Source organism: Halobacterium wangiae (genome assembly GCF_021249345.1).
In the GTDB taxonomy this organism is placed as follows: Archaea; Halobacteriota; Halobacteria; order Halobacteriales; family Halobacteriaceae; genus Halobacterium; species Halobacterium wangiae.
Genome location: NZ_CP089588.1, coordinates 1,152,403 through 1,176,365, shown reverse-complemented (window position 1 = coordinate 1,176,365; position 23,963 = coordinate 1,152,403). Strand labels below are relative to the sequence as shown.

Genomic DNA, 23,963 nt, shown 5'->3' with positions numbered 1-23,963 from the left:
GGGTCGCGGCCGGCCGGCGGGCACCGACACGTTGTATCAGGGAGTATTTTTAAGTGTCTGACAGCAGTCAGACGATACGTTACCGGTGCGGACAGGGCACGCAAGGGAAGACGAGCAACCCATCGATTCTATCACGACATTGGAACAACAACGCCCCCACGACCCCGAGACGAAAGACGAACTGCTCACACTCCTCGCCGACTACCGCCGGCGCACGGTGCTGTCCTACCTGCGGGCGTCGCCCGGCGACGAGGCGTCACTGCGGGAACTCTCGAAACGGGTCCGCCAGCAGTGCCCGAACGACGAGGACGACGTTCGAGTCCACCTCCACCACTCGGCGCTCCCGCGACTCGACGCGGCCGGCGTGGTCGACTACGACGCGCGGGAGAACACGGTCCAGTACCTGGGCGGCGAGGAACTCGAGGCGATAATCGACGCGGTCGCGGACTGTTAACTGCTCGGTCTCACGCCACTGCCTGCTGCGCTTCTTCGAGCGTGAAGTTCCCCTCGTACAGCGCGGTACCGACGACGACAGCCGCGGCGCCCGCGTCTCTGAGTTCGACGACGTCCTCGACGTCCGCGACGCCGCCGCTGGCGATGATAGGAATGTCGACGCTCGCTGCGAGTTCGCGGACGGGTTCGGTCCGGACGCCCGTCTGCTGGCCCTCGACGTCGACGTTCGTGAACAGGATGGCGCCCGCGCCGAGGTCGGCGTAGCGACCCGCCGCTTCGACGGGGTCGAGGCCCGTGCCCTCCGTCCACCCCTCGACGACCACCTCGCCGTCCTTCGCGTCGAGACTCACCACCACGCTGCCCGGGTGCTCGGCGCTGATCTCGCCGACGATCTCGGGGGTCTCGACGGCGGCGGTGCCGAGGATGACGCGGTCGACGCCGCGCTCCAGGAGGTCCGTGGCGTCCTCGACGGTACGGATGCCGCCGCCGACCTGCACGCCGACGTCGGTCGCGTCGAGGATGCGCCCGATAGCGTCGGCGTTCGCTCGTGCGCCCTCGAAGGCGCCGTCGAGGTCGACGAGGTGGAGCGTCTCGGCGCCCGCCTCGACCCACCGCGTGGCGGCCTCGACCGGGTCGCCGTACTGCCGGCCGGTCCCGCGTTCGCCGGCTACGAGCTGGACGACTTCCCCGTCCTGGACGTCTACCGCCGGCACCACCTCGAAGGCGTCGAAGGTCATGGGGCCCGCTTTCGCCTTCCCGACCAAAAGCCTCGCGGCCCGGCGTTGAACCCCGCTCGCGGCCACGAACGTGCCGTAGCGCCGCACCAACCCGTCGCTTCGAACGAAAACTACTATGACTGCGGGCCTCGAACCCACGGACGATGCCGACGGTTGAATACCTGAACTACGAGACGCTGGACGACCAGGGCTGGGACATGGACGACGACGACCTCTTCGAGAAGGCTGCCGACGCGGGCCTCGACGACGAGGACTACGGCTCCCTCGACGTCGCAGAGGGCGAGTACATCCTCGAGGCCGCCGAGGCGCAGGGCTACGACTGGCCCTTCTCGTGCCGCGCCGGCGCGTGTGCGAACTGCGCGGCCATCGTCTTCGACGGCGAGATCGACATGGACATGCAGCAGATCCTCTCCGACGAGGAGGTCGAGGAGAAGAACGTCCGCCTCACCTGCATCGGCTCGGCGCAGACCGACGAGGTCAAGATCGTCTACAACGCCAAGCACCTCGATTACCTCCAGAACCGCGTCATCTGAACGACGCACACCCAGCTACCGAATCGCCCCGGTTCGACGAGACGGCTGCACTCCCGCAGTCAACCGGGCTGTCGAACGCCCGCTGCCGTTCCGGGGCTGTCGCTCTCTCCTTCGTCGTCCCCGATTTGGCGCCAACGCCTAGTGACTGGGACGCGTACCCTCGGGCGGTGTTCACACCGTGTTCAGAGACCGAGCGGACGCCGGCCGACAGCTCGTCGACCTCCTCGACCGGGAGGACGTGGAGGGCGACGTCGTCCTCGCGATTCCCCGCGGTGGCCTCCCCGTCGCACGCCCAGTTGCGGACTACCTCGGTGCGCGCCTTGACGTCGTCGTCGCGTCGAAGATCGGCGCCCCGGACAACCCGGAGCTGGCGATCGGCGCCGCCACCGGCGACGGCAGTAGCTGGCTGAACGAGGACGTTATCGAGCGACTGGGCGTCCCGTCGGAGTACGTCGACCGCGAGCGCGAGATCGAGAACGCCCGCGAGAAGGTCGAGAAGTACCGGGGCGGCCGGGGACCACCGGACCTCGCGGAGAAGCGAGTCGTCATCGTCGACGACGGGATCGCCACCGGCGCGACCGTCAGAGCCTGCCTCCAGCAGGTCGCCGACATGGGCGCAGAACGCGTGACGCTGGCTGTACCCGTCGGCTCGCCGTCCATCCTCGAGGACCTCTGGGTCGTCGCAGACGAGGTCGTGGCCGTCGAGAGCCCGCCCCACTTCAGTGCGGTCGGGCAGTTCTACGAGGACTTCGGACAGGTCTCCGACGAGGAGGCGATGACGTACCTCGACGACGAGCGGTCCGGCGACGAGTAACGGCGGCCCGCGCAGACGTCCCGGGTGGCGCCCACGCGCCGGGAGCGACGCGACGCGCCCCTGGCACTGAGTCTCAAGGGTAACACCTAAGCGAACGGCGTCCCCGACACCCGGTAGTGGACGCCTCGATACCCGACCTGCTGCGGCTACTCGTCGTGCCCGCACTCGGCTGGGCGGCGATTCGCGACTGGCACACGCGCCGCGTCACGAACGACCTCTGGCCCCCGTTCGTCGTGCTCGGCGCCGTGCTCCTGCTCTGGGAGGGCCTGGTGGCGCTCGGCACGCCCAACGGCTTCCGGTGGTTCGCGGTCCAGGTCGCGTTCAGCCTGCTGTTCATCGTCCCGCTGGCGTACGCGTTCTGGTACGTCGGCGGGTTCGGTGGCGCCGACGCTCGCGCGCTCATGGTGCTGGCCGTCCTCATGCCGACCTACCCACACTACGAGGTGGCGGGCCACGCACTCCCGGCCGTCCAGACGGTGCTCGGCGTGTTCTCGATGACAGTGCTCACGAACGCGGTGCTCATCGGGCTGACGTACCCGGTGTTCCTCGGTGCTCGGAACGCGCTCGCCGGCGAGTTCTCCTACGTGATGTTCGTCGGTCGCCGCCTCCCCGTCGGGCGACTGACCGACACCCACGGCAGTCTCCTCGAGGGCGAGTCCGGGTTCACCCGCTCGGGCCTCGACCTCGACGCCCTCCGGATGTACCTCCGGTGGCGCGGCGTCACCCTCGACGAGCTCCGCGCGGACACCGCGCTCCGTGACCCCGACACGCTCCCCGCGGAGGCCAACGACCCGACGGACGGCGCCGTTGCGACGGACGGCAGCGGCGACCCCTGGGGTGCGGCGGCCTTCCTCGAGGACATCGACAGTAGCGCGTACGGCACCACGCCCGCCCAGCTCCGCGAGGGCCTCGACATCGTCACCGAGCAGGACGACGTCTGGGTCACCCCGGGTGTGCCGTTCATCGTGCCGCTGTTCGTCGGCCTGCTGGTCGCGCTGACGGGCGGCGACGTCCTCCAGTACGCGCTGGAGGCGACCGGCTTCGTCTGACCCGCGACGCGCAACGACTAACCGCTCGCGGCCCGCTCCTCCGGTATGGACTTCGACGTCGAACTCGACTTTGGCGACGACGGCCTCGTCCCCGTCGTCGCCCAGGACACCGACGGCGAGGTGGTGATGCTCGCGTACGCCGACCGCGAGGCCGTCGAGCGCACCGCCGAGACCGGCCGGGCGCACTACTACTCGCGCTCCCGCGAGGAACTGTGGGAGAAGGGCGCGACCAGCGGCAACACCCAGGAGATCCAGGAGATCCGCGTGGACTGCGACGGCGACGCACTGCTGTACGTCGTCGAGCAGTCCGTTGGCGCCTGCCACACTGGGTACGAGTCGTGTTTCTACCGCACGCTCGACGGCGACGTCGTGGGCGAGAAGGTGTTCGACCCCGACGACGTGTACTGAATTCTCTGTTGTTCCTGGTGTAGAGGGATCCGTCTCCGCTTTCGCTGACGCCCAGAAAGCCCCAGGTGGCTGCACTCCCACGGCTCGCTGCGCGCTGCACTCGCTCCGCTCCCTGCGGTGCTAGCAGCGCCGTGCTTCCCGTAGCTGACTGGGGCTTTCTGGGTGTTCCCGGAGTGAGGGCCAGTTACGGACCCATCCCACCATCCAAACCCCGGCGACAGAAAGCCTATCTGCGAGAGCGCACACGTTCCAGGTATGCCAGACGCGCAGGCCGCACCCGACGGCCTCGTCGCCGACCTCCGTCGCGCGCGCCAGTCCCGCGAGGACGCCGCCGAGGCGGTCGCGGACGTCCGCGAGTCCCGCCTGAAGGCCCTCCGCGCGGCGCTCGACGAACTCGACCGCCTGTTCGACCAGTACGAGGAGTCGGCGACGGGCACCGGAGACTTCCAGTCCTACCTCGCCTTCCAGGAGGACGTCGTCGACTACGTCGAGGAACTGGACGAGGACCTCCCGGAGTACGACGTCTTCGAGTCACTCCTCGAACTGTTCAAGAAGAAGCGCCTCTCCGAGGCCGACTTCGCGGAGGCCCGGGAGCGACTCGCGGACGCCCGCGACCTCGTCGGCCGCCTCGACCACCTCGCGGACGCCCGGGACCGGTACGCGAAGGCCCGCAAGGCGGTCGCGGAGCGCGCCGACGAGCACGCCACGGAGGTCGAGCGACTCGAACGCCTCGAGCGACTCGGGGCGGCGGACCTCGACGCGCCGGTCGAGGAGCTCCGGGACCCGATCGAGACGTACGACGAGGCGGTCCGCGAGGCGTTCCGCGAACTCCGTGCCGAGGCGCCCGCTCGAAACGTCCTCGACTTCGTCGCGACGGCGGCCTCGTACTCGCTCGTCGACTTCGAGCCGGTGCCCGAGGACCTCGCCGCGTTCGTCGCGGACCGCGAGGCGGGCGCCGAACCGCTCTCGCAGTTGCTGGAGTACGCCGACTACTCGCCGTCGAAACTCGACCACTACGTCGCCCAGCCACGGGAACTGAAGCGCGTCGTCGGCGGCAACCGGACGTACCTCGACCGCCTCTCCGCGGAGCCGCTGACCGTCGGCTGGCCGCCCGCGCCCGCCGACGAACTCCGCTACCGCCTCGACGAACTCGTGTCGGTCGTCGCGCGGATCGCCGACGAGGACGTCGTCGCCGCGCTCCACGCGGTCCGCGCCCGGGTCCGCGACGACGACTACGAGCGCCTGCGGACCGCCGCGGTCGCCGAACACGAACTCACGCCAGCCGAGAAGGAGGAGATCGCCGCGGGCGTCGAGGACGACCTCGAAGCCGCACGCGAGGCCGAGCGGGAACTCCGCGAGGCCCTCGAGACGTACTGACTGAGCGGAGCGGCGCTCAGAGGCCAGCTTTCGCGGCGCGGAGCGCGGTCGCGAACTCGCTGGCCAGTTCGTCGGCGCGCTCCTCGCTGCCAGCCTCCGCGTAGATGCGTACCACCGGCTCCGTGCCCGAGGGCCGCACGAGCACCCACGAGTCGCCGTAGTCGAGGCGGTAGCCGTCGATGGTGGTGCGGTCGGCGTCGGCGCCCAGGGCGGTCTGCTCGGCGGCGTCGAGCAGCGCCTCGCGCTGGGCGTCGTCCTCGTAGTGGACGTTGATGCGGACGTTGGCGTAGTCGTCGTACGGCGCGACGACCTCGCTGGCCGGTCGGTCGGCGAGCAGTTCGAGGAACCGCGCGCCGGTGTACGCGCCGTCGCGGGTCAGGCGGTAGTTCGGGAAGATGATGCCGCCGTTGCCCTCGCCCGCCACGGGGACGGACTCGCCCTCGGCCTGGAGCTCCTGGATACGGGTCATGATCTGGGTGCTGCCGATAGGCGTCAGGTCGAGGTCCGCGCCGGTGCGGTCGCAGACGTCGACGAGGCGCTGGCTCACGTTCACCGCGGAGACGGTGGTGTCGCCCTCGCCGAGTTCGGCCTCCGCGAGCGCGGCGAGCGTCGCGTCGCCCTCCACGTACTCGCCGCGTTCGTCGTAGAAGATGGCGCGGTCGGCGTCGCCGTCGTGGGCGATGCCGACATCCGCGTCGGTCGCCCGGACGAGGCGCCCGAGGTCCGAGAGGTTCTCGCGGACCGGCTCGGGGTCCCGGCCGGGGAAGTGGCCGTCGGGCTGGCCGTTGACGGTGACCACGGAGCAGCCGAGCTTCCGATAGAACTCGGGGCTGGTGAGCGAGCCCGCGCCGTGGCCGGGGTCGAGCGCGACGGTCAGGTCGGCGGCCGCGATGGTCTCGCGGTCCACCGCGTCGAGGAGCTGGTCGACGTACCGGCGCTTCGCCGACTCGACGCGCACGTCGCCGCCGACCTCGTCCCAGGACGCGTCGTCGAACTGCTCGGTGGTGAACTTCCGCTCGATGCGTTCGAGGTCAGCCACGGCGAGTTCGACGCCGTCCGAACCGACGAGTTTCACGCCGTTGTACTCCGCGGGGTTGTGACTCGCGGTCACCATCACGACCGGGACGGCCTCGGCCTCGCCATACGCCTGTGCGGCCGGCGTCGGCACGACGCCGAGTCGGTCGACGTTCGCGCCGACGCTCTGGAGCCCGCTGGCCGCGGCGTTCTCGAGCATCCGGCCGGTCGTCCGCGTGTCGCGGGCGACGGCGACGCGGTCGGCGCGCCACACCGACCCCGCGGCTTTGGCGACGCGCTGGACGAACCCGGGTGTCAGCTCCTCGTTGGCCACGCCCCGCGTCCCACTCGACCCGAACACCTTCATGGGGAACTGTGGGGGAGCGCTGCCCTAATCGCTTCCGAACTGGGCGAACTCCTGTCAGGGAACATCGACTCGCCGTTGCGCTCGACGCTCACCACGAACGTGTCGCCGTCGTAGTGGTAGACGTCCCCGCCACCGTCGCAGTGCTCCCGGAGGTCCGAGACGATGAGCTCGCCAGTCTTGCGGTTCGTGCCGGTCGTCACCCACTCGCCGGCCGGCGCCGTCTTCGCGGAGGTGAGGACGCGTTCGAGCACGGGGTGGTCCACGACGAACGACTCCCCGAGGCCGCAGTGTGCGTCTGCGTCCTCGACGCGGTCCTCGGGGGCACGCATCACACGCACCCGCACCGCGTCGTCGGCGAGGACCCACGAACAGCCGCTGCCGAGGGCGAACACACCCACAGCAGCGAGCACCGTCCGTCGTCGCATACGTCGGGCTACGACTTCCACCCCAAAGTGTTTTCGAGAGAACCGCAACGCTTTCGCCGACCGCCCGACCGCCTTCACCTATGGCGACTGTCCGAGAGTTACGCGTCTACGTTGCCCAGTCCGACACCGTCGAGGCGTACGTCGCCGCCGACCTCGGCGTCGTCGTCGCTCGCGTCTCCGGTGACAAGGTCGGCGAGTTCAGCCTCGTCGAGCAGTGTGCGGCCCGCGACGTGGCGACGACTGCCCGCGGCGTCGCCGCCGCCACCGACGAGGACGTGCTGGTCGGCGACGCGGACGGCCTCGAGGCGACCGGCTTCGGCCCGGCGGTCGCGGTTTCGAGCTACGACGACGGCGTGCTCGCCGCCGGCGAGGACGGCCGCGTCGCCCGCTACGACGGCGACTGGTCGACCATCGGGAGCGTGGACGCGGACGTGCGCGCACTCGACGCCGACCTCCTCGCGGCCGCGGACGGCGTCCACCGCCTCACCGACGACGGCATCGCGCCCGCTGGCCTCGACGACGTGCGGGACGTCGCCGCCGCGGGCGTCCCGCACGCCGCGACACCGAGCGGCCTCTACTACCTCGGGAACGGCTGGATGGACGCCGAAGCGGGGGACTTCCGGGTCGTCGCGAGCGACCCCGTGACCGCGAGCGCGGGCGAACTCGGCCGCGCCCACGCCGCCACTGCCGACACGCTCTACGCCCACGACGACGGCGACTGGGACGCAGTCTCTCTCCCGGTCGAGGAGCCGGTCGCGGACGTCGCGTACGCCGCCGAGGCGCCCATCGTCCTCACGCAACCGGGGACGCTCGCGGTCGACGCCGGCGAGGGCTTCCGCCACCGCAGCCTCGGACTCCGGGGCGCCCGCGCGCTCGCCGTCGTCGCCGAGGGAAACGCGTAAGCCGACGGCTCGACTCGTCTCGCACATGATACTGAGCGGGTCCTCGACCCAGCAACTCGCGGCCGCGCTCGCCGCGGAACTCGGCGTGGACCTCGGCCGCGTCGAGTACGAGACGTTCCCCGACGGCGAGCGCATCGTCCGCGTACCGCCCGTCGAGGACCGGGCGATCGTCGTCGCGTCGACGGACTCGAGCGATGCGCACGTGGAACTGCTCCAGTTGCAGGACGCCGCCCGCGAGGCCGGCGCCAGCGAGGTCGTCACCGTCCTCCCGTACATGGGCTACGCCCGACAGGACGAGGCGTTCGAGGCCGGGCAGCCGGTGTCCGCCCGCGCCGTCGCGCGCGCCATCTCGACGGGCGCGGACCGCGTGCTCACCGTCAACCCCCACGAGGCGGGTGTCCTCGACTTCTTCGACGTCCCGGCCGAAGCGGTCGACGCCGCACCACGCCTCGCCGACCCGCTCCCCGACGACCTCGTCGACCCTGTCTTCCTCGCCCCGGACGCCGGCGCGACCGACCTCGCGGCGTCGGTCCGAGACGGCTACGGCCGCGGCGACACGGACCACTTCGAGAAGGTCCGCCACTCCGGCAGCGACGTCACGGTCACGCCTAGCGACATCGACGTCTCCGACCGCGACGTGGTCGTCACCGACGACATCGTCGCCACCGGCTCCACGATGAGCGAGGCCATCGCCGCGCTCGACGACCCGAACCGCGTCTACGTCGCCTGCGTCCACCCGTTGCTCGCCGGCAACGCACGACTCAAACTCGCGAACGCCGGCGCGGAGGCCGTCTACGGGACGGACACGCTCGAACGCGCCGTCTCGAGAGTGAGCGCAGCGCCCGCCGTCGCCGACGCGCTGGAGTAGACGCCGCTACACTCTTCTCGCCGGCGCCCGCGGCCCCTGTATGGCGACGACGCGCGAACTAACCGACGAGGCCGACCGCCGCGACGCCGTCCCGCTCCTCCGCCAGCTGTGGACCGACCGCGACCCCGAGGACGTCCTCGGGTGGACCGGCGACGACGAGTACCGACTGTTCGGCCGCTACGTCGACGACGAACTCGTGGCCGTCGCGGGCGTGCAGGTGCAGTCCCTGCTCCACCACCGCCGGGGCGCGTGGCTACTCGACCTCGTGGTGGACGACCCCCGACGCGGCGAGGGCCACGGCGCCGAAATGCTCGCGTTCGTGGAGTCGTGGGCCGGCGAGCGTGACTGCGAGTACGTCGCGCTCGCGTCGCCACTCGGCAAGGACGGAGTGCACGAGTTCTACGACGACCAGAACTACGAGCAGTGGGGGTACGTCGTCGAGACGGACCTCTGAGGGGGCAGCCGGCGAACGGCAGACGCCCTACAGCTCCTCGACTTCGAGTGCGAGTTTCACGCCCTCGACGTCCCACTCCTCGCGGTAGCCGTCCTCGACCTCCCCGAGTTCGCGGGCACGGGTCTCCTCCTTGATGAGGGCCTCGTGCTCGGCGACGAGGCGACCGACGCGCTCGTCGAACACCGCGACGTCGAGGCGGATCTTGGCGTCCATCTCCAGGTCGAGGTCCTTGCGCATCTCCTGGACGCGCCGGATGACCTCGCGGGCGTACCCCTCGCTCTCGACGTCCTCCGTCAACTCGGTGTCCACGTAGACAGTCCCGCTCTCGAAGTCGGCGCCGGCGACGCCCTCGGGCGTCTCCTCGACGAACTCCACCATCTCGTCGTCGAGTTCGACGTCCTCGCCGAGCGCCTCACTGACCTGTGCCGAGAGTGCGTCGAGGTCCGCGCTCTCGACGTGGGCGTCGTTGAGCGCGTTCATCACACGGCCCGCGTCGTCGCCGAACGCGGGGCCGAGTTTGCTCATATCGGCGCGCGCGCTGAACGCGAGTTCGTCCCAGCTCTCGCCGGGCGCGACGACCTCGATGGCGCGGGCGTTGAGGCGGTCGCGGAGCAGGTCGCCGTGGGCCTCGACGGCGTCCACGATGCCCTCGCTCTCCGCGTCGACGACGATGCGCGTGACGGGCCAGCGGAGCTTCCGACCGGCCTGCTGGCGGGCGTGGCTGCCCGCCTCCTCGACGTCGCGCAGCACGTCGACGGCGCCCTCCAGGTCGGGGTGGCGGTAGGACTCGTCGACCGCGGGCCAGTCACACATGTGGACCGTGTCGTAGCCCTCGTCGCCCGAGAGGTGCTGGTAGAGCTCCTCGGTGACCAGCGGCGCGTACGGCGCGAGCAGCGCGGTCACCTCGAGGAGGACCCGCTGCATCGTCGCGTACGCCGCGGTCTTCGACGGGGAGTCATCGGCCTCCCACATGCGCTCGCGGACGACCTGCACGTAGTACCGCGAGAGGTCCTCGGTGACGAACGAGAGCACTTCCTCGAGCGCGCGGTGCTGCTCGTAGTTCTCCCAGTGTTCGGTGGCGTCGGCCTTCACGCGCTGGAGCGTCGAGAGGAGCCACTCGTCGACCGTCTCCAGTTCGACGTCCTCGACGGAGACGCCGGAGCCGTCGCCGCCGAAGCCGGCCGGGACGTTGGCGTCGAAGTCGTCCAGTGCCATGTACGGCCGCGGGAACCGGAAGACGTTCCAGAGGATGTTGAGGTCGCTCTGCAGGTTCCCCACCTCGTCGTGGGACACCCGCATGTCGTCGCCTCGCGGGGAGACCGAGAGCACGAACATCCGCATCGGGTCAGCGCCGTACTCGTCGATGAGTTCCTGGGGGTCGATGCGGATGTCCCGGGACTTCGACATCGCGCGGCCGTCGGGCATCAGCGCGTGGCCGTGCATCACGACGTTCTTGTAGGGAACCTCGCCGACGGCGGCGGTGCCCATGCCGAGTTGCGACCAGAACCAGCCGCGGGTCTGGTCGTGGGCCTCGATGATGAGGTCGGCGGGCCACAGCTCCTCGTAGTCCTCCGTCTCCGAGGGGAAGTTCAGCGTCCCCCACGACGCCACCGAGGAGTCGAGCCAGACGTCGAAGACGTCCGGGACGCGGCTGTACGTCGTCCCGTCCTGCGTGATAGTGAGGTCGTCGACGGTGTCCTTGTGGAGGTCCACGGACGCGGGGTCGACGTCCTGGTCGGCGAGTTCCGCGAGTTCCTCGCGGGTGCCGACGACGAGTACGTCGTCCATGTCGCCGCTCCAGTCCTCGGGCGTCCAGATGGGGATGGGGATGCCCCAGTAGCGCTGCCGGCTGACGTTCCAGTCCGGCGCGTTCTCCACGAAGTCGCGGAAGCGGTTGTCGCGGGCCCACTGCGGGTACCAGTCCGCGTCCTCCATGTTCTCGAGGAGGTCCTCCTTCACGTCGGTGATGGTGATGAACCACTGGTCGGTGACGATCTGGACGATACCGGTGTCGCAGCGCCAGCAGTGGCCGTAGGAGTGGGAGACGGTCTCGTGGGCGAGCATCGCGCCCTTCGCCTCGAGGTCCGCGACGATGTCGTCGTTGGCGTCGCGCACGAACTGCCCGGCGTACTTCCCGCCCTCGTCGGTGTAGACGCCGTCCTCGCCGACCGGGCAGAAGACGGGGAGGCCGAGTTCCTCGCCGCGCACGAAGTCCTCCTCACCGTGGCCGGGTGCGGAGTGGACGAGGCCGGTGCGGTCGACCTCCACCCAGTCGCCGTGGTACACCTCGTGGACGCCCTCCGCGTCCGCGGGGTTCGCGGGCACCTCCTCGACGAGGGGCGGCGTGTACGACCAGCCGAGCAGCTCGCTGCCCTGGAGGGACGCCTCGACCTCGTAGTCGTCGTACTGCCCGACCGAGAGCACGTCCTCGACGCACTCCTCGGCGAGGTAGAGTACGTGCTCCTCGCCGTCCCTGGTGGCGCGGACCTTCTGGTAGGTCGTCTCCTCGTCGACGGCGACGAACTCGTTGGCTGGGATGGTCCACGGCGTCGTCGTCCAGACGACGAGACTCCCCTCGCGGTCGTCGAGGTCGAAGGTGACGTAGATGGAGGGGTCCTCGACGTCCTCGTACTCCACCTCGTTGTTGGCGATGGCGGTCTCGCAGCGCGGGCACTGGCTGATCGAGCGCTTCCCGCGCTCGACGAGGCCGTGTTCGTGGACCTGGTCGAACGCCCACCACGCCGACTCCATGTACGACGGGTCGACCGTCTTGTACGGGTTCTCCCAGTCCATCCAGACGCCGAAGCTCTGGAAGTCCGACTGGAGCTGCGCGAGGCTGTCCTCGGCGAACTCCCGGCAGGTGTCGAGGAAGTTCTCGACGCCGTACGCCTCGATGTCCTTCTTGTTCGCGAAGTCCATCTCCTCCTCGACTTTCGTCTCGATGGGGAGGCCGTGCATGTCGTAGCCCGGCCGGTCGGTCACGTCGTAGCCCTGCATCCGCTTGTACCGGATGTAGGCGTCCTTCAGGCTCTTGTTCCAGGCGTGGCCCATGTGGGCGGCGCCCGACGTGTACGGCGGCCCGTCGACGAAGAAGAAGTCCTCGCCGTCGGCTCGGTGGTCCTTCGTCTGCTCGTAGGCGTCGACGTCCGCCCAGTAGTCGAACACCCGGTCCTCGACGTCCGCGGGCTCGTACTGGTCCGGCGCGTCGCCGAATCGGTTCATGTGCCAGCCGACTCGCTCGCACCTAAAAGGGTAATCGGTTGTACAGCCTACGCGCCGCCGAGTCGCGACTGCACCTTGTCGGTGTACATCATCACACCGGCGGCGATGGCGACGCCGCCCAGAACGGCGAGCCACACGCCGAAGATGAACTGACCGCCACCGAACGTCGAGAGACTCCTGAGTTCGGCGAGCAGTCCGGTACCGACCAGGCCAGCCCCCAGGACCGCGTAGCCGAGGGTGACGAGCAGGTCGAACAGTTCAGCCGCGTTGTCGAGCATACCCGCCGTAGCCCGCCACCGTTCATAGTCCTTCTGCTGTCCACACTACCACACAGAAGATTTACGAGCGGCGGTGGGGAACCGCCAGCCATGGGCCGTTACGGCAACCTCGACTACCCGAAACTCACGAAGTTCGGTACGCTCGCCAGTCTCGCTTGCGTCCTCCTCGGTGCCGTCGGGACCAGTCTCGGTGCCGGTCGGCTGCCGGGCTGGGAGCTGGCGCTCCTCTTCGACGTGGAGGTCCTGGGCGTCCTCGGCATGGTGGTCTGCCCGTTCGTCTTCGGCGTCTTCATGCCGCTGACGGAGTGACGGAGCGATGGCCGACGACGCCACCGTCGCCGCACTGACGTTCGCCGGGGTCGGCGTCCTCGTCGCTGCCCTCGGCGTGTACATTCGAGTCCGTCGGCGAGCGGACCTGCTGGCGAACTACGACGGGACCGCCGACCCGGAGTACGCCGCCGTCCACGCCGGGACCGTCGTCGCGCTGGCCGGCGCGTTCATGGTCGGGTTCGCCGGCGCGCAGTACTACTGGCGACTGCCCGAGTGGACGGTGCTCGTCACCGCGCTCGTCGTGACTTCGCTCGCGTTCGTCGCGGCGGCCCGCGCGCAAGGCTATTGACGACGCCTCCCGGACGCTCCCGTGTGCCCGACTTTCCGGACCCCGCCACGCGGAACGTCCTCGTTCCCGACTGCCGCGAGTGTCCCGCGCTCGTCGAGTCCCGGAACTGCATCTCGTGGGGGCAGGGCGACACGGACGCGGACCTCGTCGTCGTCGGCGAAGCACCGGGCGCCGGCGACGCCGACGCGGAGACGTGGCGCGGCGGCAACCACACGGGGATGGCGTACACGACCCGCCACTCCGGCCGCCGCGTCCGCGAACTCGTCGCCGACCTCGGCTTCCCGGACGCCTACTTCACGAACGCCGTGAAGTGCCACCCGCCGCAGAATCGCGACCCCACCGAGACCGAGCGCGAGAACTGCTCTCTCCGCCTCGAGACCGAACTCGCAGAAATCCAGCCACACGCCGTCCTTGCCACCGGGAGCCACGCCACCGCGAGCCTACTAGAGATGGCCGACCGCTCACTCGACAGGTTCGTCGACAGCGTCGCAGACTGCGTGCGTGAGGGCCGGCCACTGGACTGGCCGGGCGTCGACGCCGCACTCGTGCCCGCGCTCCACCCCTCCTACGAGAACGTCTGGCTCGCTCGTCTCGACCTCACGCGCGAGGCGTACGTCGCCGGCCTCCGGGACGCACTCGCCTCGGCGCGCCGATAGCTATACCAGCCACTACGCCGTGCGCTCACCCATGACCGACGCGTTCGAGGCGCTCGCCGACGCCGACGTCCACGGCGAGGCCACGTTCACGCTCGACGACGACCACGCCATCCCGGTGTTCGGTTCCCAGCGCGACCCGCCCGGCGAACCCGCGGCGACCGACGCCACACCGGAGGAGTCGGCCCAGGTGCTCGGCACCGCTCACCTGCTCGCGCGCTTCGAGGTCGTCGCCCGCGAGTCGCTGCGGGGCTTCCTCCCGGACGGCAGCGGGGTCGTCGAGCGCGGCGCCTCCGTCTCCCACCTCGCGCCCGTCGGCGTCGGCGGCGACGTCGAGGTGGCCACGACGCTGGTCGCCGTCGACCGCCCGGACCTATCCTTCGCCTGTCGCGCCGAGAGCACCGACGGCACCGCCGTCGCCACCGGCGATCTGACGTTCCGCGTCGTCGACCGCGAGCAGTTCCGGAACTCGGTGGCTCGACGCGGGTGATTTTTGGTGGCGGCGGTCCTCGGGTCAGTCATGACCGAGGACTGCATCTTCTGTCGCATCGTCGACGGGGAGATCCCCGCGCGGGTCGTCTACGAGGACGACGACGTCCTGGCGTTCCTCGACGCCAACCCGCTCGCGCCCGGCCACACGCTCGTCATCCCGAAGGACCACTACGAGACGCTCGGCGACATGCCGACCGACCAGGCCGAACGCGTGTTCGCGGCGCTCCACGACCTCACGCCGGTCGTCGAGGAGAGCGTGGACGCCGACGGTAGCAACGTCGCGTTCAACAACGGCGCGGCCGCCGGCCAGGAGGTCCCGCACGTCCACGGCCACGTCATCCCGCGCTTCGAGGACGACGGCGGCAACCCCATCCACGCCGTGGCGGGCAGCCGCCCCGACCTCTCCGAGGACGAACTCGACGACATCGCCGACGACATCTCGGCGGCCACGAATTGACCGGGAACCCGCGGCCGGTCGTGGCGGGGGGCGCCTGACCGATGGCGAGCGTCGACCCCCAGCTGGCCGTCTACGTCGCCGTCTTCGCGACCGCAGCGGTCGTCTGCGCGGTGAGTCTGCGCCGCGTCTCGCGCATCGACACGCCGGACACGCGCCGCGGGTTCGCCGCGCTGCTCGCCACGAGCGGCGGCTGGGCGGCCGTACAGGTCGGCTTCCTGCTGGCGCCCGGCGCCGAACTCAAGGAGGCGTTCCACGTCGTCGGCCTCGTCGTCGGGTTCAGCACCGTCGGCGCCTGGCTGTACTTCTGCTCGGCGTACAGCGGCCGGACGTTGCACCGCGACCCCCGGTACCGGGCGGCCGCAGTCGCCGTCTTCGCCGTCGTCACGCTGGTGAAGGTGACGAACCCGTTCCACCAGGCGTACTTCACCACCACGTTCGCCACGACGCCGTTCCCCCACGTCGTCGTCCACAGCCAGACCCCCCACTGGGTCGTGATGGGCCTGTCGTACTCGCTGGCCGCCGTCGGCTACTTCATGCTCCTGGAGCTGTTCGACCGGACGAGCCTCGACACGCGACCACTCACCGCGCTCGCGGCCCTCACCGCGCTCCCCGTCGGGTTCAACGTCGTCGGCTACGCGACCCCGTGGCTCGTGGACATGACCTACGAACCGATCGGCGTCGCGGCGTTCGCGGTCGGCGTCCTCTACGTGTTCGCCGAACGGTTCCAGACGATCCGGCTCACGGGGTCCGTCGACGACCCGGTCGTCTTCGTCGACGACGAGGGCCACGTCAAGGACCACAACCGGAAGGCGGAGGAGCTGTTCCCGGCACTGGAGGGTGATGTGACCGGCGCGCCGCTGTCCGCGGTGCTGCCCCGCGTGGCGGCCGCCATCGACACAGACGAAGCCGTTCTCGAACTCGACGTGGCCGGCGAACGCCGCTACTTCCTCGTCGCCGCCAACCCGTTCACCGTCGGCCCCCGGCGTTTCGGGGAGATGGTGCTGTTCTCGGACGTCACCCGCAGCGAGCGCCACCGCCGCGAACTGGAGCGCCAGAACGAGCGCCTCGGCCAGTTCGCGGGTATCATCTCCCACGACCTCCGCAACCCGCTGAACGTGGCGGCGGGCCACGTCGAACTCGCCCGCGAGGAGTGCGCCAGCGAGCACCTCGACACCGTGGCGAACGCCCACGAGCGCATGGAGGCGCTCATCGAGGACGTGCTCGCGCTCGCTCGCCAGGGCGACACCATCGGCGAGACCGAGTCCTGTGACCTCCGCGACCTCGCCGAGACGAGCTGGCGGAACGTCGAGACGGTCGACGCCACGCTCGCCGTCGCGTCCGACCTCCGTCTCGATGCCGACCCCGACCGCACCGTCCAGCTGCTGGAGAACCTGTTCCGCAACGCGATCGAACACGCGGGCGACGACGTCACGGTGACGGTCGGCGCGCTCGACGACGACCGCGGGTTTTACGTCGAGGACGACGGCCCCGGCATCCCCGCGGCCGACCGCGAGTCCGTGTTCGAACCGGGACACACCACGACGGACCACGGCACCGGCTTCGGGCTCGCGATCGTCGCGGAGATCGCCGACGCGCACGGCTGGCGGGTCGCGGCCGTCGAGCGCGAGGCCGGCGGCGCCCGCTTCGAGGTCACCGGCGTCCAGGCCGCCATCGGAGCACCGCAGAACGCCTAAATTTTAGTAGCAGAACGAACCGAACCTACCGTATGCAGCCACGCACTGCCGCGCTCGCCGCCGTCGCCGGCGGCGCGGGCGCGACACGCCTCGGCGTCGAGACTGCCGCCGTACTCGCCCGCGACGTCCCCGAGAGTGGCGTCGCCGTCCTCGAACTCCGCGAGCGCGTCCTTGACGTTCCGGAGCGCGGAGATTCGGTCCATCAGATCGAGCGCAGGTGGTCCTTGTTCGGCTGGTAGAGCTCGCCTTTCTCCTTGAGCTTCTCTATCTCGTGTTCGGCGCGGTCGGCGTCCATGCCGATCTCCTCGGCGCGGTCGAGCACCTCCTCGATCGGCGCCCCCTCGTCGAAGTCCTGTTCGATCTCCTTGATGAGGCCCTTGATGTTCTTGATGCGGTCCCGCTGGGTCTTCGACGTCCCCGTCTCGACGACGTCCGCGTCGAACTCGCCGGTCTCGGGGTCGACGCCGATGTCCTGCAGGCACGACCGCACGATGGAGATGACGCGGTCGGCGTCCTCGGCTTCGACGCGGTCGGAGAGCCGCAACCGCGCGGAGGCCTCCGCGAGCCGGACGAGCGCCTCGAGCTGGCGGGCGGTCACGGGGACGGGCGCGTCCTCGTCCTGGCCCTTCGAGCGCAGGTCGACGTAGAACTCCTCGATGGCCTCCTTGGCCTCGTCGGTCATCGTCGGGTAGCAGTTCCGGCGGGCGTACGCGATGTACTTCCGCAGGAGGTCCGCCTCGATGGCGGGCGCGACGTTCTCCGTCTGGGAGTCGATCTCCTCGGCGGAGTGGTTCGCGTTCGCGATGTTGTCGTTCTGCGTGTTCAGCTCGCCCGCGTAGTTCGTCTGGATGATGTGCCGGGCGAGCTTCGCGTCCTCCTCGGGGTCGGGTTTGTCCGTCACCGTGAAGATGAGGTCGAACCGCGAGATGAGCGCGGGTTCGAGGTCGATCTGCTCGCCGATGGGCTCGTACTGGTCGAAGCGCCCGTACTTCGGGTTCGCAGCCCCGAGCAGCGAACACCGCGCCTTCAGCGTCGCGTTGATGCCCGCCTTCGAGATGGAGATCTTCTGCTGTTCGAGGGCCTCGTGCATCGCCGACCGGTCGTCGTCGGCCATCTTGTCCAGTTCGTCCACCGCGGCCACGCCCTGGTCGGCGAGCACGAGTGCACCCGCCTCCAGGGACCACTGCTGGCCGTCGCCGAAGTCGTCCCGGACCGCCGCCGCCGTCAGACCGGCCGCGGACGACCCCTTCCCGGAGGTGTAGACGGAACGCGGCGCGATGTTCTGGACGTAGGAAATCATCTGCGATTTACCCGTACCGGGGTCCCCTATCAGCAGCATGTGGAGGTCGCCACGGATGCGCGAGCCGTCAGGGAGCTCCTTCGTGACGCCCGCGAACAGCTGGAGCATCATCGCGAGTTTCGCCTCGCGGTGGCCGTAGATGGCGGGTGCCATCGAGTCGACCATCTGCTCGTAGATGTCCTCGCGCTCGCTGATCTCGATGATCTGCTGTTTGTCCTCCTCGGTGATGTCCATCTCCTCGAACTCCTCGTCCTCGACGACGACCGAGGAGCCCTCCATGTAGAGGTCGAAGATGGGTGAGTCGGTGGACTCGTCGCCCTGGTCGAGGCGGAGGACGCCGGTGGCGGTGATGTGGTCGCCGGGCGTGACCTCGCCCGTGATGTCGTCCTCGATGTGGATGTCGATGCTCTGTGGCGTCTCGCCGCCGGAGAGCCCCTCGGGGGACTCCTGGATGCGGAGCTTCTGGGCGTCGACGAACTCAGAGCGCTCGGGATCGAGCTTGAACGGTCCCTGTCGCTCGCAGCTCTCGCACTGGTAGGGCTCCTGGAAGCCGGCGTCGCTCTGGGGGACCTCCGTCTCGGCGCCACAGCGCTGGCAGACGAACACCGCGGACTGGATTTTCGGCATCACGTCCGTCGCCTTCCGCACCATCCCCTGGACGCCGATGAGCGTGTTCAGGTGTTCGGCGCGGATGTCCCGGATCTCCGTGGTCTCCTCGAGGCCGAAGACGCGGACGTGGGCCTGCCCGAGGCTGACGTCGACCGGGAGGTCGTACAGCCGGAGGGCCTCCTCGGCGGCCTCGCCGAGCTGGTCGGGGTGGTTGATGTAGTCGTCGGCCAGGTCCGGGTCCATCTGGTAGAGGTCCCGCCAGTCCAGGTCCAGCGACTTCGACTCGCGGGGGTACTGCCGCGCGAGCTCCGCGACGTCGTCGCTGTAGTAGCGGCGGTAGAACTCCTCGAACCTGTCGACGAGCTCCTGGTTTGCGGCCTGGGCCATTCTGGGTAAGGTAGCGCGCGCTCGCCTAAGAAGGTTCGCAAACCGGGGTGGAAGTGAACGCCCGCCGGGTCCCGCCGCCCCGAGCGCGGGCAAGACTCATCTCCGTCGCTCCCCTCCACCCCGTATGACCGAGACGGTCCACGCCGAGGTCGTCTACGTCGTCCCGCCCGACGAACTGGGCGACCACGAACTCACCCAGCGGATGCAGGACCTCGCCGCCTCCCGGTACGTCCTCGTCTGCCGGAACGGCGGCGTCCCCTCGTGGTTCGAGCGCGTGAAGTCGTTCCTGCTGCGCCGCCCCATCGAGGCCATCACGCTCGTCGCCGACCGTTCGTTCGAGGAGGGCGCGGAACTGACGGCGACTGTCGAGGAGACCGAGGTGGCCGGCGTGTACGACGTTCGGCGCTTCGAGTGAGGCGGCGCTGTCAGGCGCTGGCTGCGCTCTCCGCCACCTTCCTGTTGATGCCGTCCTGGATGAGGTACATCGCCGCGGGGAAGAACACGACCCACAGCAGGAAGAGGACCGGGCCGGTCTGGTCCTCGACGACGTGCTCGGTGGCGGTGTCGGAGATGCGCCAAAGGACGAGCAGGTCGTACACCGGAACGAGTAACCCCAGCGTGCGCCACAGCGGGCTGTACTCTTCGTCGTAGGCGAGTTTGAGCTGCGTGTTCACCGAGTATAGCCAGTAGAACCCGTAGACTCCTACCGTGAGAACCGTGTACAGGAGGACTCTCGGGAATCGCCGCTCGACGAGCACCGACTCCGCATCCTCGCTGTCTGTCGTCGTTCGCGTCGCCATGCGCTCGTGTTCGTTCACTGATCGCAATGTAATAGGCTCCCTACGGGAGAACGGGGTCGTTACCGACGGGAAACGACTGGTTTCAGTCGCCCGTGTCGGCGGTAGCCCACCGTTACGCAGCGGTCGGCTCCGCCCGACTCCGGTTCGTTCTCACGCCTCGTGGGCACCGACCACGGTGACGGGGACGTCGGCCTCCAGCAACACCTGCTGGGCGACGCTCCCGAAGACGACCTTCCCGGTGGGAGAACGCTTGCGCGACCCCATCGCGATGTGGTCGACGTCGAACTCCGCGGCGATCTCGAGGATGCCGTCGGCCGGCGGCTGTCGCGCTTCCGCGAGTTCCACGCCGATACCGCGCTCTGCCAGGTAGTCCCGGACGAGTTTGACCGTGACGACCCGTTCGACGTGCTGCTGGGCGTCGGGTGCGTCGGCCTCCTCGCTGGTCAGCGTGTGCGTCACGACTGCCGTCACGTCGTCGGCCGTCGCGGGGAGGTCGGCGACGAACGCCGCCTGGCCACGTGCGCGGTCCGCGTCGTTGTCGACGGGGAGCAGTATCCGGTACACGGTCAGCCCCCCAGGTAGAGCCGGCCGACCTCCTCGTCCTCGAGGAGTTCGGTGCCGGTGCCGGTGAACTTGATCTCGCCGCTGGCGAGCACGAACCCGCGGTCGGCGACCGAGAGCCCCTTCTGGGCGTTCTGCTCGACCAGCAGGATGGTCGTCCCGAGGTCGTTGAGCTGTTCGATTCGCTCGAAGACGTCGTCGATGAAGCGGGGTTCGAGCCCGATGGAGGGCTCGTCCAGCAACATCACGTCCGGTTCGACCATCAGCGCGCGCGCCAGTTCGAGCAGGCGGCGCTGACCGCCGGAGAGCGTGCCGGCCCGCTGGTCCCGGATGTCCCCCAGGATGGGGAACTCGTCGTACAGTTCCTCGGCGCGCCGGCCGGCGCGATCGTCGTCGTCGAAGACGTACCCGCCCATGAGCATGTTCTCGTGGACGCTCATCCGCGGGAACACACTCGAGTCCTGCAGGACGTAGCTCACCCCGTTGGCGAGGTTCTCCTGTGGCGAGCGACCGGTGATCTCCTCGCCGCGAAGCCTGACGGTGCCGCGTTTCACGTCGGCGAAGCCGTAGATGCTCTTCATCAGCGTCGACTTCCCCGACCCGTTCGGACCGATGAGGCAGGCGATCTCCCCCTCCTCGACGGCGATACTGACGTCGTGGAGGACGGTCGTGTTGCCGTAGCCGGCGGTGACGTTCTCCATCTCGATGATGGTGTCGCCGACGCCGACCGTCTCGCTGTCAGGTGTACTCACCGTGATCACTCCCTCCCGAGGTACGCGTCGAGGACGCGCTGGTCGTTCTGTATCTCCTCCGGGGTCCCTGCGGCGATGCGCTCGCCGTGGGCCAGGACGTAGATGCGGTCTGCGATTTCCATGACGAAGTCCATGTTGTGTTCGATGAGGAAGATGGTCGCCTCCTCGTCCTCGTTGGCCGTCCGGATGTAGCCGATGAGGTTCTCGAGCATCGCGGGGTTGATCCCGCCGGCCGGTTCGTCCATCAACAGCAGTTCCGGTTCGGCCATCAGCGCCATCGAGAACTCGATGAGCTTCTGCTGGCCGAAGCTCAGCCGGCCGGCCTGCACGTCGGCGAGGCCGGCGAGGTCGACGTACTCCAGCAGTTCGTTCGTCCGTTCGAGCAGCGAGTCGTCGGGCCGCCGCAGGAGACTGCCGACGTCGGCACCGCCCTCCTGTGCGGCCAGCAGCAGGTTCTTGCGGACGGTCATGTTGCCGAAGACCCGCGTCTCCTGGAACATCCGTCCGAGGCCGGCCCGCGCGATCTTGTACTCGGGCCAGTCGGTGACGTCCTCCCCCTGCAGGTAGACGCGCCCCTCGTCGGCGTGGAGCGTCCCGGTGATGCAGTTGAACAGGGTGGACTTGCCCGCACCGTTCGGGCCGATGAGGCCGACGATCTCGCCCTCGTGCACCTCCACGTCGACCTGGTCGACGGCCGTGAGACCGCCGAAGCGCTTGGTGACGCCGTCGGTGCGGAGCACCGCACGGTCGGGGTCGGTGTCGCGGGCGGTCGCGTCGGTGGCCTCACTCATCGCCGGCCACCTCCGCGTCGTCCTCGGTGTTCGTGGCGGCCATCCCGCCGCGCTCGTAGTACGCCATCTCGCTGGCGTACTCCCGGAGCGTACCGACCACGCCCGCCGGGAACGAGACGACGGTCACGATGATGGCGACGCCGAGGATGACGAGCTGCCAGCCGACGAACGCCCGCTCGACGAGTTCGATGATGGTGTGGAGACCGAACGCCCCGATGACCGGTCCGGCGACGGTGCCGGAGCCGCCGAGCAGGGCCATCGCGATGAGTTCGACGTTCCACGCGCCGTTGTAGGCCGTCTGCGGGTTGAGGAACGTGTTGAACAGGCTGAACGCACCGCCCGCGAGTCCTGTGAACAGCGCGGACAGCATCCACGCGACCGTCTTGTAGTAGGTGGTGTTGAACCCCATCGCGGTCGCCTTCTCCTCGTCGTCGCGGATGGCGTTCAGGACGAAGCCGAACCGCGTGTTCGAGAGGTAGTAGACGAGCGCCACCTCGGCGACGAGCACGCCGAAGAACAGGTAGTAGAACACCGTCGCCTCCGGCACGTCGAAGAGGATCTTCCCGCTCGCACCGCCGGTGATGTCGAGGTTCCGGGAGACCTGCTGGGCCGCCAGCAGGACGCCGAGCGTCGCGATGGCGAAGTAGTGCCCGCGGAGTCGGAGCACGACGACGCCGATGACGGTCGCGAACGCGACCGCGAGCAGCCCCGCGGCGACCATCGCCGTGGGGAACCCGACGGCGAAGTCCTTGACCAGGATCGCCGTCGTGTAGGCGCCGATTCCGAAGAACGCCATGTTCCCGAAACTCGGGTAGCCGGTCTGGCCGCCGATGATGTCCCAGGAGAGCGCGAGGATCGCGAACAGGTACATCTCGGAGATGACGGTCATGTAGTAGCCGCCTTCGAGGCCCACCAGCGGTGGGAGCGCACCGATCACCGCGCCGATCAGCAGTAGCTTCCAGGCGTGGGCGCCACAGAAGTCGAACAGCCGGTCGACCTGGTTCGGGGGGAGGACGGTGCGTAACAGCCCGCTCCCGTCCTCGGATTCGCTCGTGCTCACTGGTCGGCCCCCTCACCGAACAGCCCGTTCGGTTTGACGACGAGCAGGACGATGAGCAGGCTGAAACTCACCGCGAGCGTCCACCGCGAGGAGACGAGCCCCGCGGTCAGTTCCTCAACCGACCCGAGCATCAGTCCGCCGACGAGCGCCCCCGGGATGGAGCCGACACCACCGAACACGACGATGACGAAGCTCTTCAGCGTGTAGATGAGCCCCATCTGCGGGTCGATGGTGAGGATGGTCGCGATGAACGCGCCGACCCCGCCCGCGATGCCCGACGAGATGCCGAACGTCACCGCGCGGGTGTGCTCGACGTCGATGCCGACGAGTGCGGCGGCCTCGGGATTCTGTGCGACCCCCCGGATGGCGCGTCCGGTACGCGTGCGCTGGAGGAACACGTAGAGCGCGACGGTCAACACGAGGGCCCCGAAGAACGCGAGCAGTTTCATCTTCGGGATGGCGATGCCCGAGACGGACAGCGACGGGTCGGCGAACGAGGTCTGGATCGACCGCGGGTTCGCCGTCCACGCCTGGATTGCCAGCTGCTGGATGGCGATGCTGATGCCGAACGTGACCAGCAGCGTGAGGAAGATGTCCGTCCCGATGACGCGCTGGACGAGCGTCCGCTGGAGTACGTAGCCGACGACGAACAGGACGGCGATAGCCACCGGAATCGTCGCCAGGAACACGGTCGGCGACGCGTTCGTGTTCCCGGTAGCGAAGTTCAGCAGCCAGAAGGAGGTGTAGCCGCCGAGCATCACCATCTCGCCGTGGGCGAGATTGATGATGTCGACGACCCCCCAGATGAGCGCGAAGCCGACGGCTATCCCCGCGAACAGCGCCCCGATGAGCAGGCCGTTGACGACGAACTGCGTGATCGCCATCAG

General features: G+C 69.2%; 29 protein-coding genes. 16 read left to right on the top strand and 13 right to left on the bottom strand.

What is annotated here, in order from left to right; translation table 11 throughout:
• Nucleotides 1-139 precede the first annotated feature (139 nt).
• Nucleotides 140-454: a DUF7344 domain-containing protein gene (locus tag LT965_RS06515; RefSeq protein ID WP_232703211.1), complete on the top strand. Its 315-nt coding sequence runs from the start codon at nt 140-142 to the stop codon at nt 452-454.
• Nucleotides 455-464: 10 nt separating this feature from the next.
• On the opposite strand, the gene hisA is transcribed toward LT965_RS06515, so the two are convergent.
• Nucleotides 465-1,190 carry a 1-(5-phosphoribosyl)-5-[(5-phosphoribosylamino)methylideneamino]imidazole-4-carboxamide isomerase gene (gene hisA / locus LT965_RS06510; RefSeq protein ID WP_232703210.1) on the bottom strand — a complete coding sequence of 242 codons (726 nt, stop codon included), beginning with the start codon at nt 1,188-1,190 and terminating at the stop codon, nt 465-467.
• Between the two features lie 143 nt (nt 1,191-1,333).
• Here hisA and fer point away from each other — a divergent pair, with 143 nt between their 5' ends.
• The 5 genes from fer to LT965_RS06485 all read left to right on the top strand — a co-directional run bounded on the left by fer (nt 1,334) and on the right by LT965_RS06485 (nt 5,371).
• The gene (gene fer / locus LT965_RS06505) at nt 1,334-1,723 is read left to right on the top strand and encodes a ferredoxin Fer (RefSeq protein WP_232703209.1); all 390 of its coding nucleotides are present in this window, start codon (nt 1,334-1,336) and stop codon (nt 1,721-1,723) included.
• Between the two features lie 178 nt (nt 1,724-1,901).
• A complete protein-coding gene (locus LT965_RS06500; protein ID WP_232703208.1) occupies nt 1,902-2,537 on the top strand; it encodes a phosphoribosyltransferase in 636 nt (211 codons plus the stop codon).
• A gap of 116 nt (nt 2,538-2,653) precedes the next feature.
• Complete coding sequence (locus LT965_RS06495) at nt 2,654-3,586, top strand: A24 family peptidase (protein ID WP_232703207.1); 933 nt, start codon at nt 2,654-2,656, stop codon at nt 3,584-3,586.
• 45 nt (nt 3,587-3,631) lie between these two features.
• Nucleotides 3,632-3,994 carry a phosphoribosyl-AMP cyclohydrolase gene (gene hisI / locus LT965_RS06490; RefSeq protein ID WP_232703206.1) on the top strand — a complete coding sequence of 121 codons (363 nt, stop codon included), beginning with the start codon at nt 3,632-3,634 and terminating at the stop codon, nt 3,992-3,994.
• Nucleotides 3,995-4,249: 255 nt separating this feature from the next.
• On the top strand, nt 4,250-5,371 hold the full coding sequence (locus tag LT965_RS06485) for a DUF7118 family protein (RefSeq protein ID WP_232703205.1): 1,122 nt from the start codon (nt 4,250-4,252) through the stop codon (nt 5,369-5,371).
• Between the two features lie 16 nt (nt 5,372-5,387).
• Here the strand turns inward: LT965_RS06485 and glmM are convergent, their stop codons facing one another.
• Nucleotides 5,388-6,752 (bottom strand): phosphoglucosamine mutase, encoded by a 1,365-nt coding sequence (gene glmM / locus LT965_RS06480; protein ID WP_232703204.1) that lies wholly within the window; start codon nt 6,750-6,752, stop codon nt 5,388-5,390.
• Nucleotides 6,749-7,177, bottom strand: coding sequence for a hypothetical protein (locus tag LT965_RS06475; protein WP_232703203.1), 429 nt, complete (start codon nt 7,175-7,177; stop codon nt 6,749-6,751). The genes glmM and LT965_RS06475 overlap by 4 nt, the downstream gene beginning before the upstream one ends.
• 80 nt (nt 7,178-7,257) lie before the next feature.
• On the opposite strand from LT965_RS06475, the gene LT965_RS06470 reads away from it, so the two are divergent.
• Genes LT965_RS06470 through LT965_RS06460 form a run of 3 tightly spaced genes read left to right on the top strand, consistent with a single transcriptional unit; the run spans nt 7,258 to nt 9,401 of the window.
• Nucleotides 7,258-8,079, top strand: a complete 822-nt coding sequence (locus LT965_RS06470) for an HVO_0234 family beta-propeller protein (RefSeq protein WP_232703202.1) — start codon at nt 7,258-7,260, stop codon at nt 8,077-8,079.
• A gap of 25 nt (nt 8,080-8,104) precedes the next feature.
• Complete coding sequence (gene prs / locus LT965_RS06465) at nt 8,105-8,947, top strand: ribose-phosphate diphosphokinase (protein WP_232703201.1); 843 nt, start codon at nt 8,105-8,107, stop codon at nt 8,945-8,947.
• A gap of 40 nt (nt 8,948-8,987) precedes the next feature.
• Nucleotides 8,988-9,401 carry a GNAT family N-acetyltransferase gene (locus tag LT965_RS06460; RefSeq protein ID WP_232703200.1) on the top strand — a complete coding sequence of 138 codons (414 nt, stop codon included), beginning with the start codon at nt 8,988-8,990 and terminating at the stop codon, nt 9,399-9,401.
• 27 nt (nt 9,402-9,428) lie between these two features.
• On the opposite strand, the gene ileS is transcribed toward LT965_RS06460, so the two are convergent.
• Both ileS and LT965_RS06450 read right to left on the bottom strand, forming a co-directional pair.
• Entirely contained in the window at nt 9,429-12,623 is a 3,195-nt protein-coding gene (gene ileS, locus LT965_RS06455; RefSeq protein WP_232703199.1) for an isoleucine--tRNA ligase, read from the bottom strand.
• Between the two features lie 47 nt (nt 12,624-12,670).
• Entirely contained in the window at nt 12,671-12,901 is a 231-nt protein-coding gene (locus LT965_RS06450; protein WP_232703198.1) for a DUF8151 family protein, read from the bottom strand.
• A gap of 90 nt (nt 12,902-12,991) precedes the next feature.
• Between LT965_RS06450 and LT965_RS06445 the strand changes: the two genes are divergently transcribed.
• From LT965_RS06445 to LT965_RS06420, 6 genes are read left to right on the top strand one after another with little or no spacing between them, the layout of a single operon-like run.
• Entirely contained in the window at nt 12,992-13,210 is a 219-nt protein-coding gene (locus LT965_RS06445; RefSeq protein WP_232703197.1) for a DUF7860 family protein, read from the top strand.
• Nucleotides 13,211-13,217: 7 nt separating this feature from the next.
• Nucleotides 13,218-13,520 carry a hypothetical protein gene (locus LT965_RS06440; protein ID WP_232703196.1) on the top strand — a complete coding sequence of 101 codons (303 nt, stop codon included), beginning with the start codon at nt 13,218-13,220 and terminating at the stop codon, nt 13,518-13,520.
• A gap of 23 nt (nt 13,521-13,543) precedes the next feature.
• Nucleotides 13,544-14,176 (top strand): uracil-DNA glycosylase, encoded by a 633-nt coding sequence (locus LT965_RS06435; RefSeq protein ID WP_232703195.1) that lies wholly within the window; start codon nt 13,544-13,546, stop codon nt 14,174-14,176.
• 31 nt (nt 14,177-14,207) lie between these two features.
• Complete coding sequence (locus LT965_RS06430; protein WP_232703194.1) at nt 14,208-14,663, top strand: thioesterase family protein; 456 nt, start codon at nt 14,208-14,210, stop codon at nt 14,661-14,663.
• A gap of 30 nt (nt 14,664-14,693) precedes the next feature.
• Nucleotides 14,694-15,122: an HIT family protein gene (locus tag LT965_RS06425; protein ID WP_232703193.1), complete on the top strand. Its 429-nt coding sequence runs from the start codon at nt 14,694-14,696 to the stop codon at nt 15,120-15,122.
• 41 nt (nt 15,123-15,163) lie between these two features.
• Nucleotides 15,164-16,816, top strand: a complete 1,653-nt coding sequence (locus LT965_RS06420) for a sensor histidine kinase (protein WP_232703192.1) — start codon at nt 15,164-15,166, stop codon at nt 16,814-16,816.
• On the opposite strand, the gene LT965_RS16755 is transcribed toward LT965_RS06420, so the two are convergent.
• Complete coding sequence (locus LT965_RS16755; protein WP_489886067.1) at nt 16,813-17,019, bottom strand: DUF7854 family protein; 207 nt, start codon at nt 17,017-17,019, stop codon at nt 16,813-16,815. The genes LT965_RS06420 and LT965_RS16755 overlap by 4 nt on opposite strands.
• On the bottom strand, nt 17,019-19,112 hold the full coding sequence (locus LT965_RS06410; RefSeq protein WP_232703190.1) for a minichromosome maintenance protein MCM: 2,094 nt from the start codon (nt 19,110-19,112) through the stop codon (nt 17,019-17,021). Before LT965_RS06410 ends, LT965_RS16755 begins: the two co-directional genes overlap by 1 nt.
• A gap of 124 nt (nt 19,113-19,236) precedes the next feature.
• On the opposite strand from LT965_RS06410, the gene LT965_RS06405 reads away from it, so the two are divergent.
• Nucleotides 19,237-19,527, top strand: a complete 291-nt coding sequence (locus tag LT965_RS06405) for a DUF7526 family protein (protein WP_232703189.1) — start codon at nt 19,237-19,239, stop codon at nt 19,525-19,527.
• 10 nt (nt 19,528-19,537) lie between these two features.
• Here the strand turns inward: LT965_RS06405 and LT965_RS06400 are convergent, their stop codons facing one another.
• The 6 genes from LT965_RS06400 to LT965_RS06375 all read right to left on the bottom strand — a co-directional run bounded on the left by LT965_RS06400 (nt 19,538) and on the right by LT965_RS06375 (nt 23,960).
• Nucleotides 19,538-19,912 (bottom strand): hypothetical protein, encoded by a 375-nt coding sequence (locus LT965_RS06400; protein ID WP_232703188.1) that lies wholly within the window; start codon nt 19,910-19,912, stop codon nt 19,538-19,540.
• A 150-nt stretch (nt 19,913-20,062) separates the two neighbouring features.
• Nucleotides 20,063-20,476 (bottom strand): universal stress protein, encoded by a 414-nt coding sequence (locus tag LT965_RS06395; protein WP_232703187.1) that lies wholly within the window; start codon nt 20,474-20,476, stop codon nt 20,063-20,065.
• Nucleotides 20,477-20,478: 2 nt separating this feature from the next.
• On the bottom strand, nt 20,479-21,174 hold the full coding sequence (locus LT965_RS06390; RefSeq protein ID WP_349292086.1) for an ABC transporter ATP-binding protein: 696 nt from the start codon (nt 21,172-21,174) through the stop codon (nt 20,479-20,481).
• 56 nt (nt 21,175-21,230) lie between these two features.
• Complete coding sequence (locus LT965_RS06385) at nt 21,231-22,016, bottom strand: ABC transporter ATP-binding protein (protein WP_232703185.1); 786 nt, start codon at nt 22,014-22,016, stop codon at nt 21,231-21,233.
• On the bottom strand, nt 22,009-23,076 hold the full coding sequence (locus tag LT965_RS06380) for a branched-chain amino acid ABC transporter permease (protein WP_232703184.1): 1,068 nt from the start codon (nt 23,074-23,076) through the stop codon (nt 22,009-22,011). The genes LT965_RS06385 and LT965_RS06380 overlap by 8 nt, the downstream gene beginning before the upstream one ends.
• The gene (locus LT965_RS06375; RefSeq protein ID WP_232703183.1) at nt 23,073-23,960 is read right to left on the bottom strand and encodes a branched-chain amino acid ABC transporter permease; all 888 of its coding nucleotides are present in this window, start codon (nt 23,958-23,960) and stop codon (nt 23,073-23,075) included. Before LT965_RS06375 ends, LT965_RS06380 begins: the two co-directional genes overlap by 4 nt.
• Between the last annotated feature and the right edge of the window lie 3 nt (nt 23,961-23,963).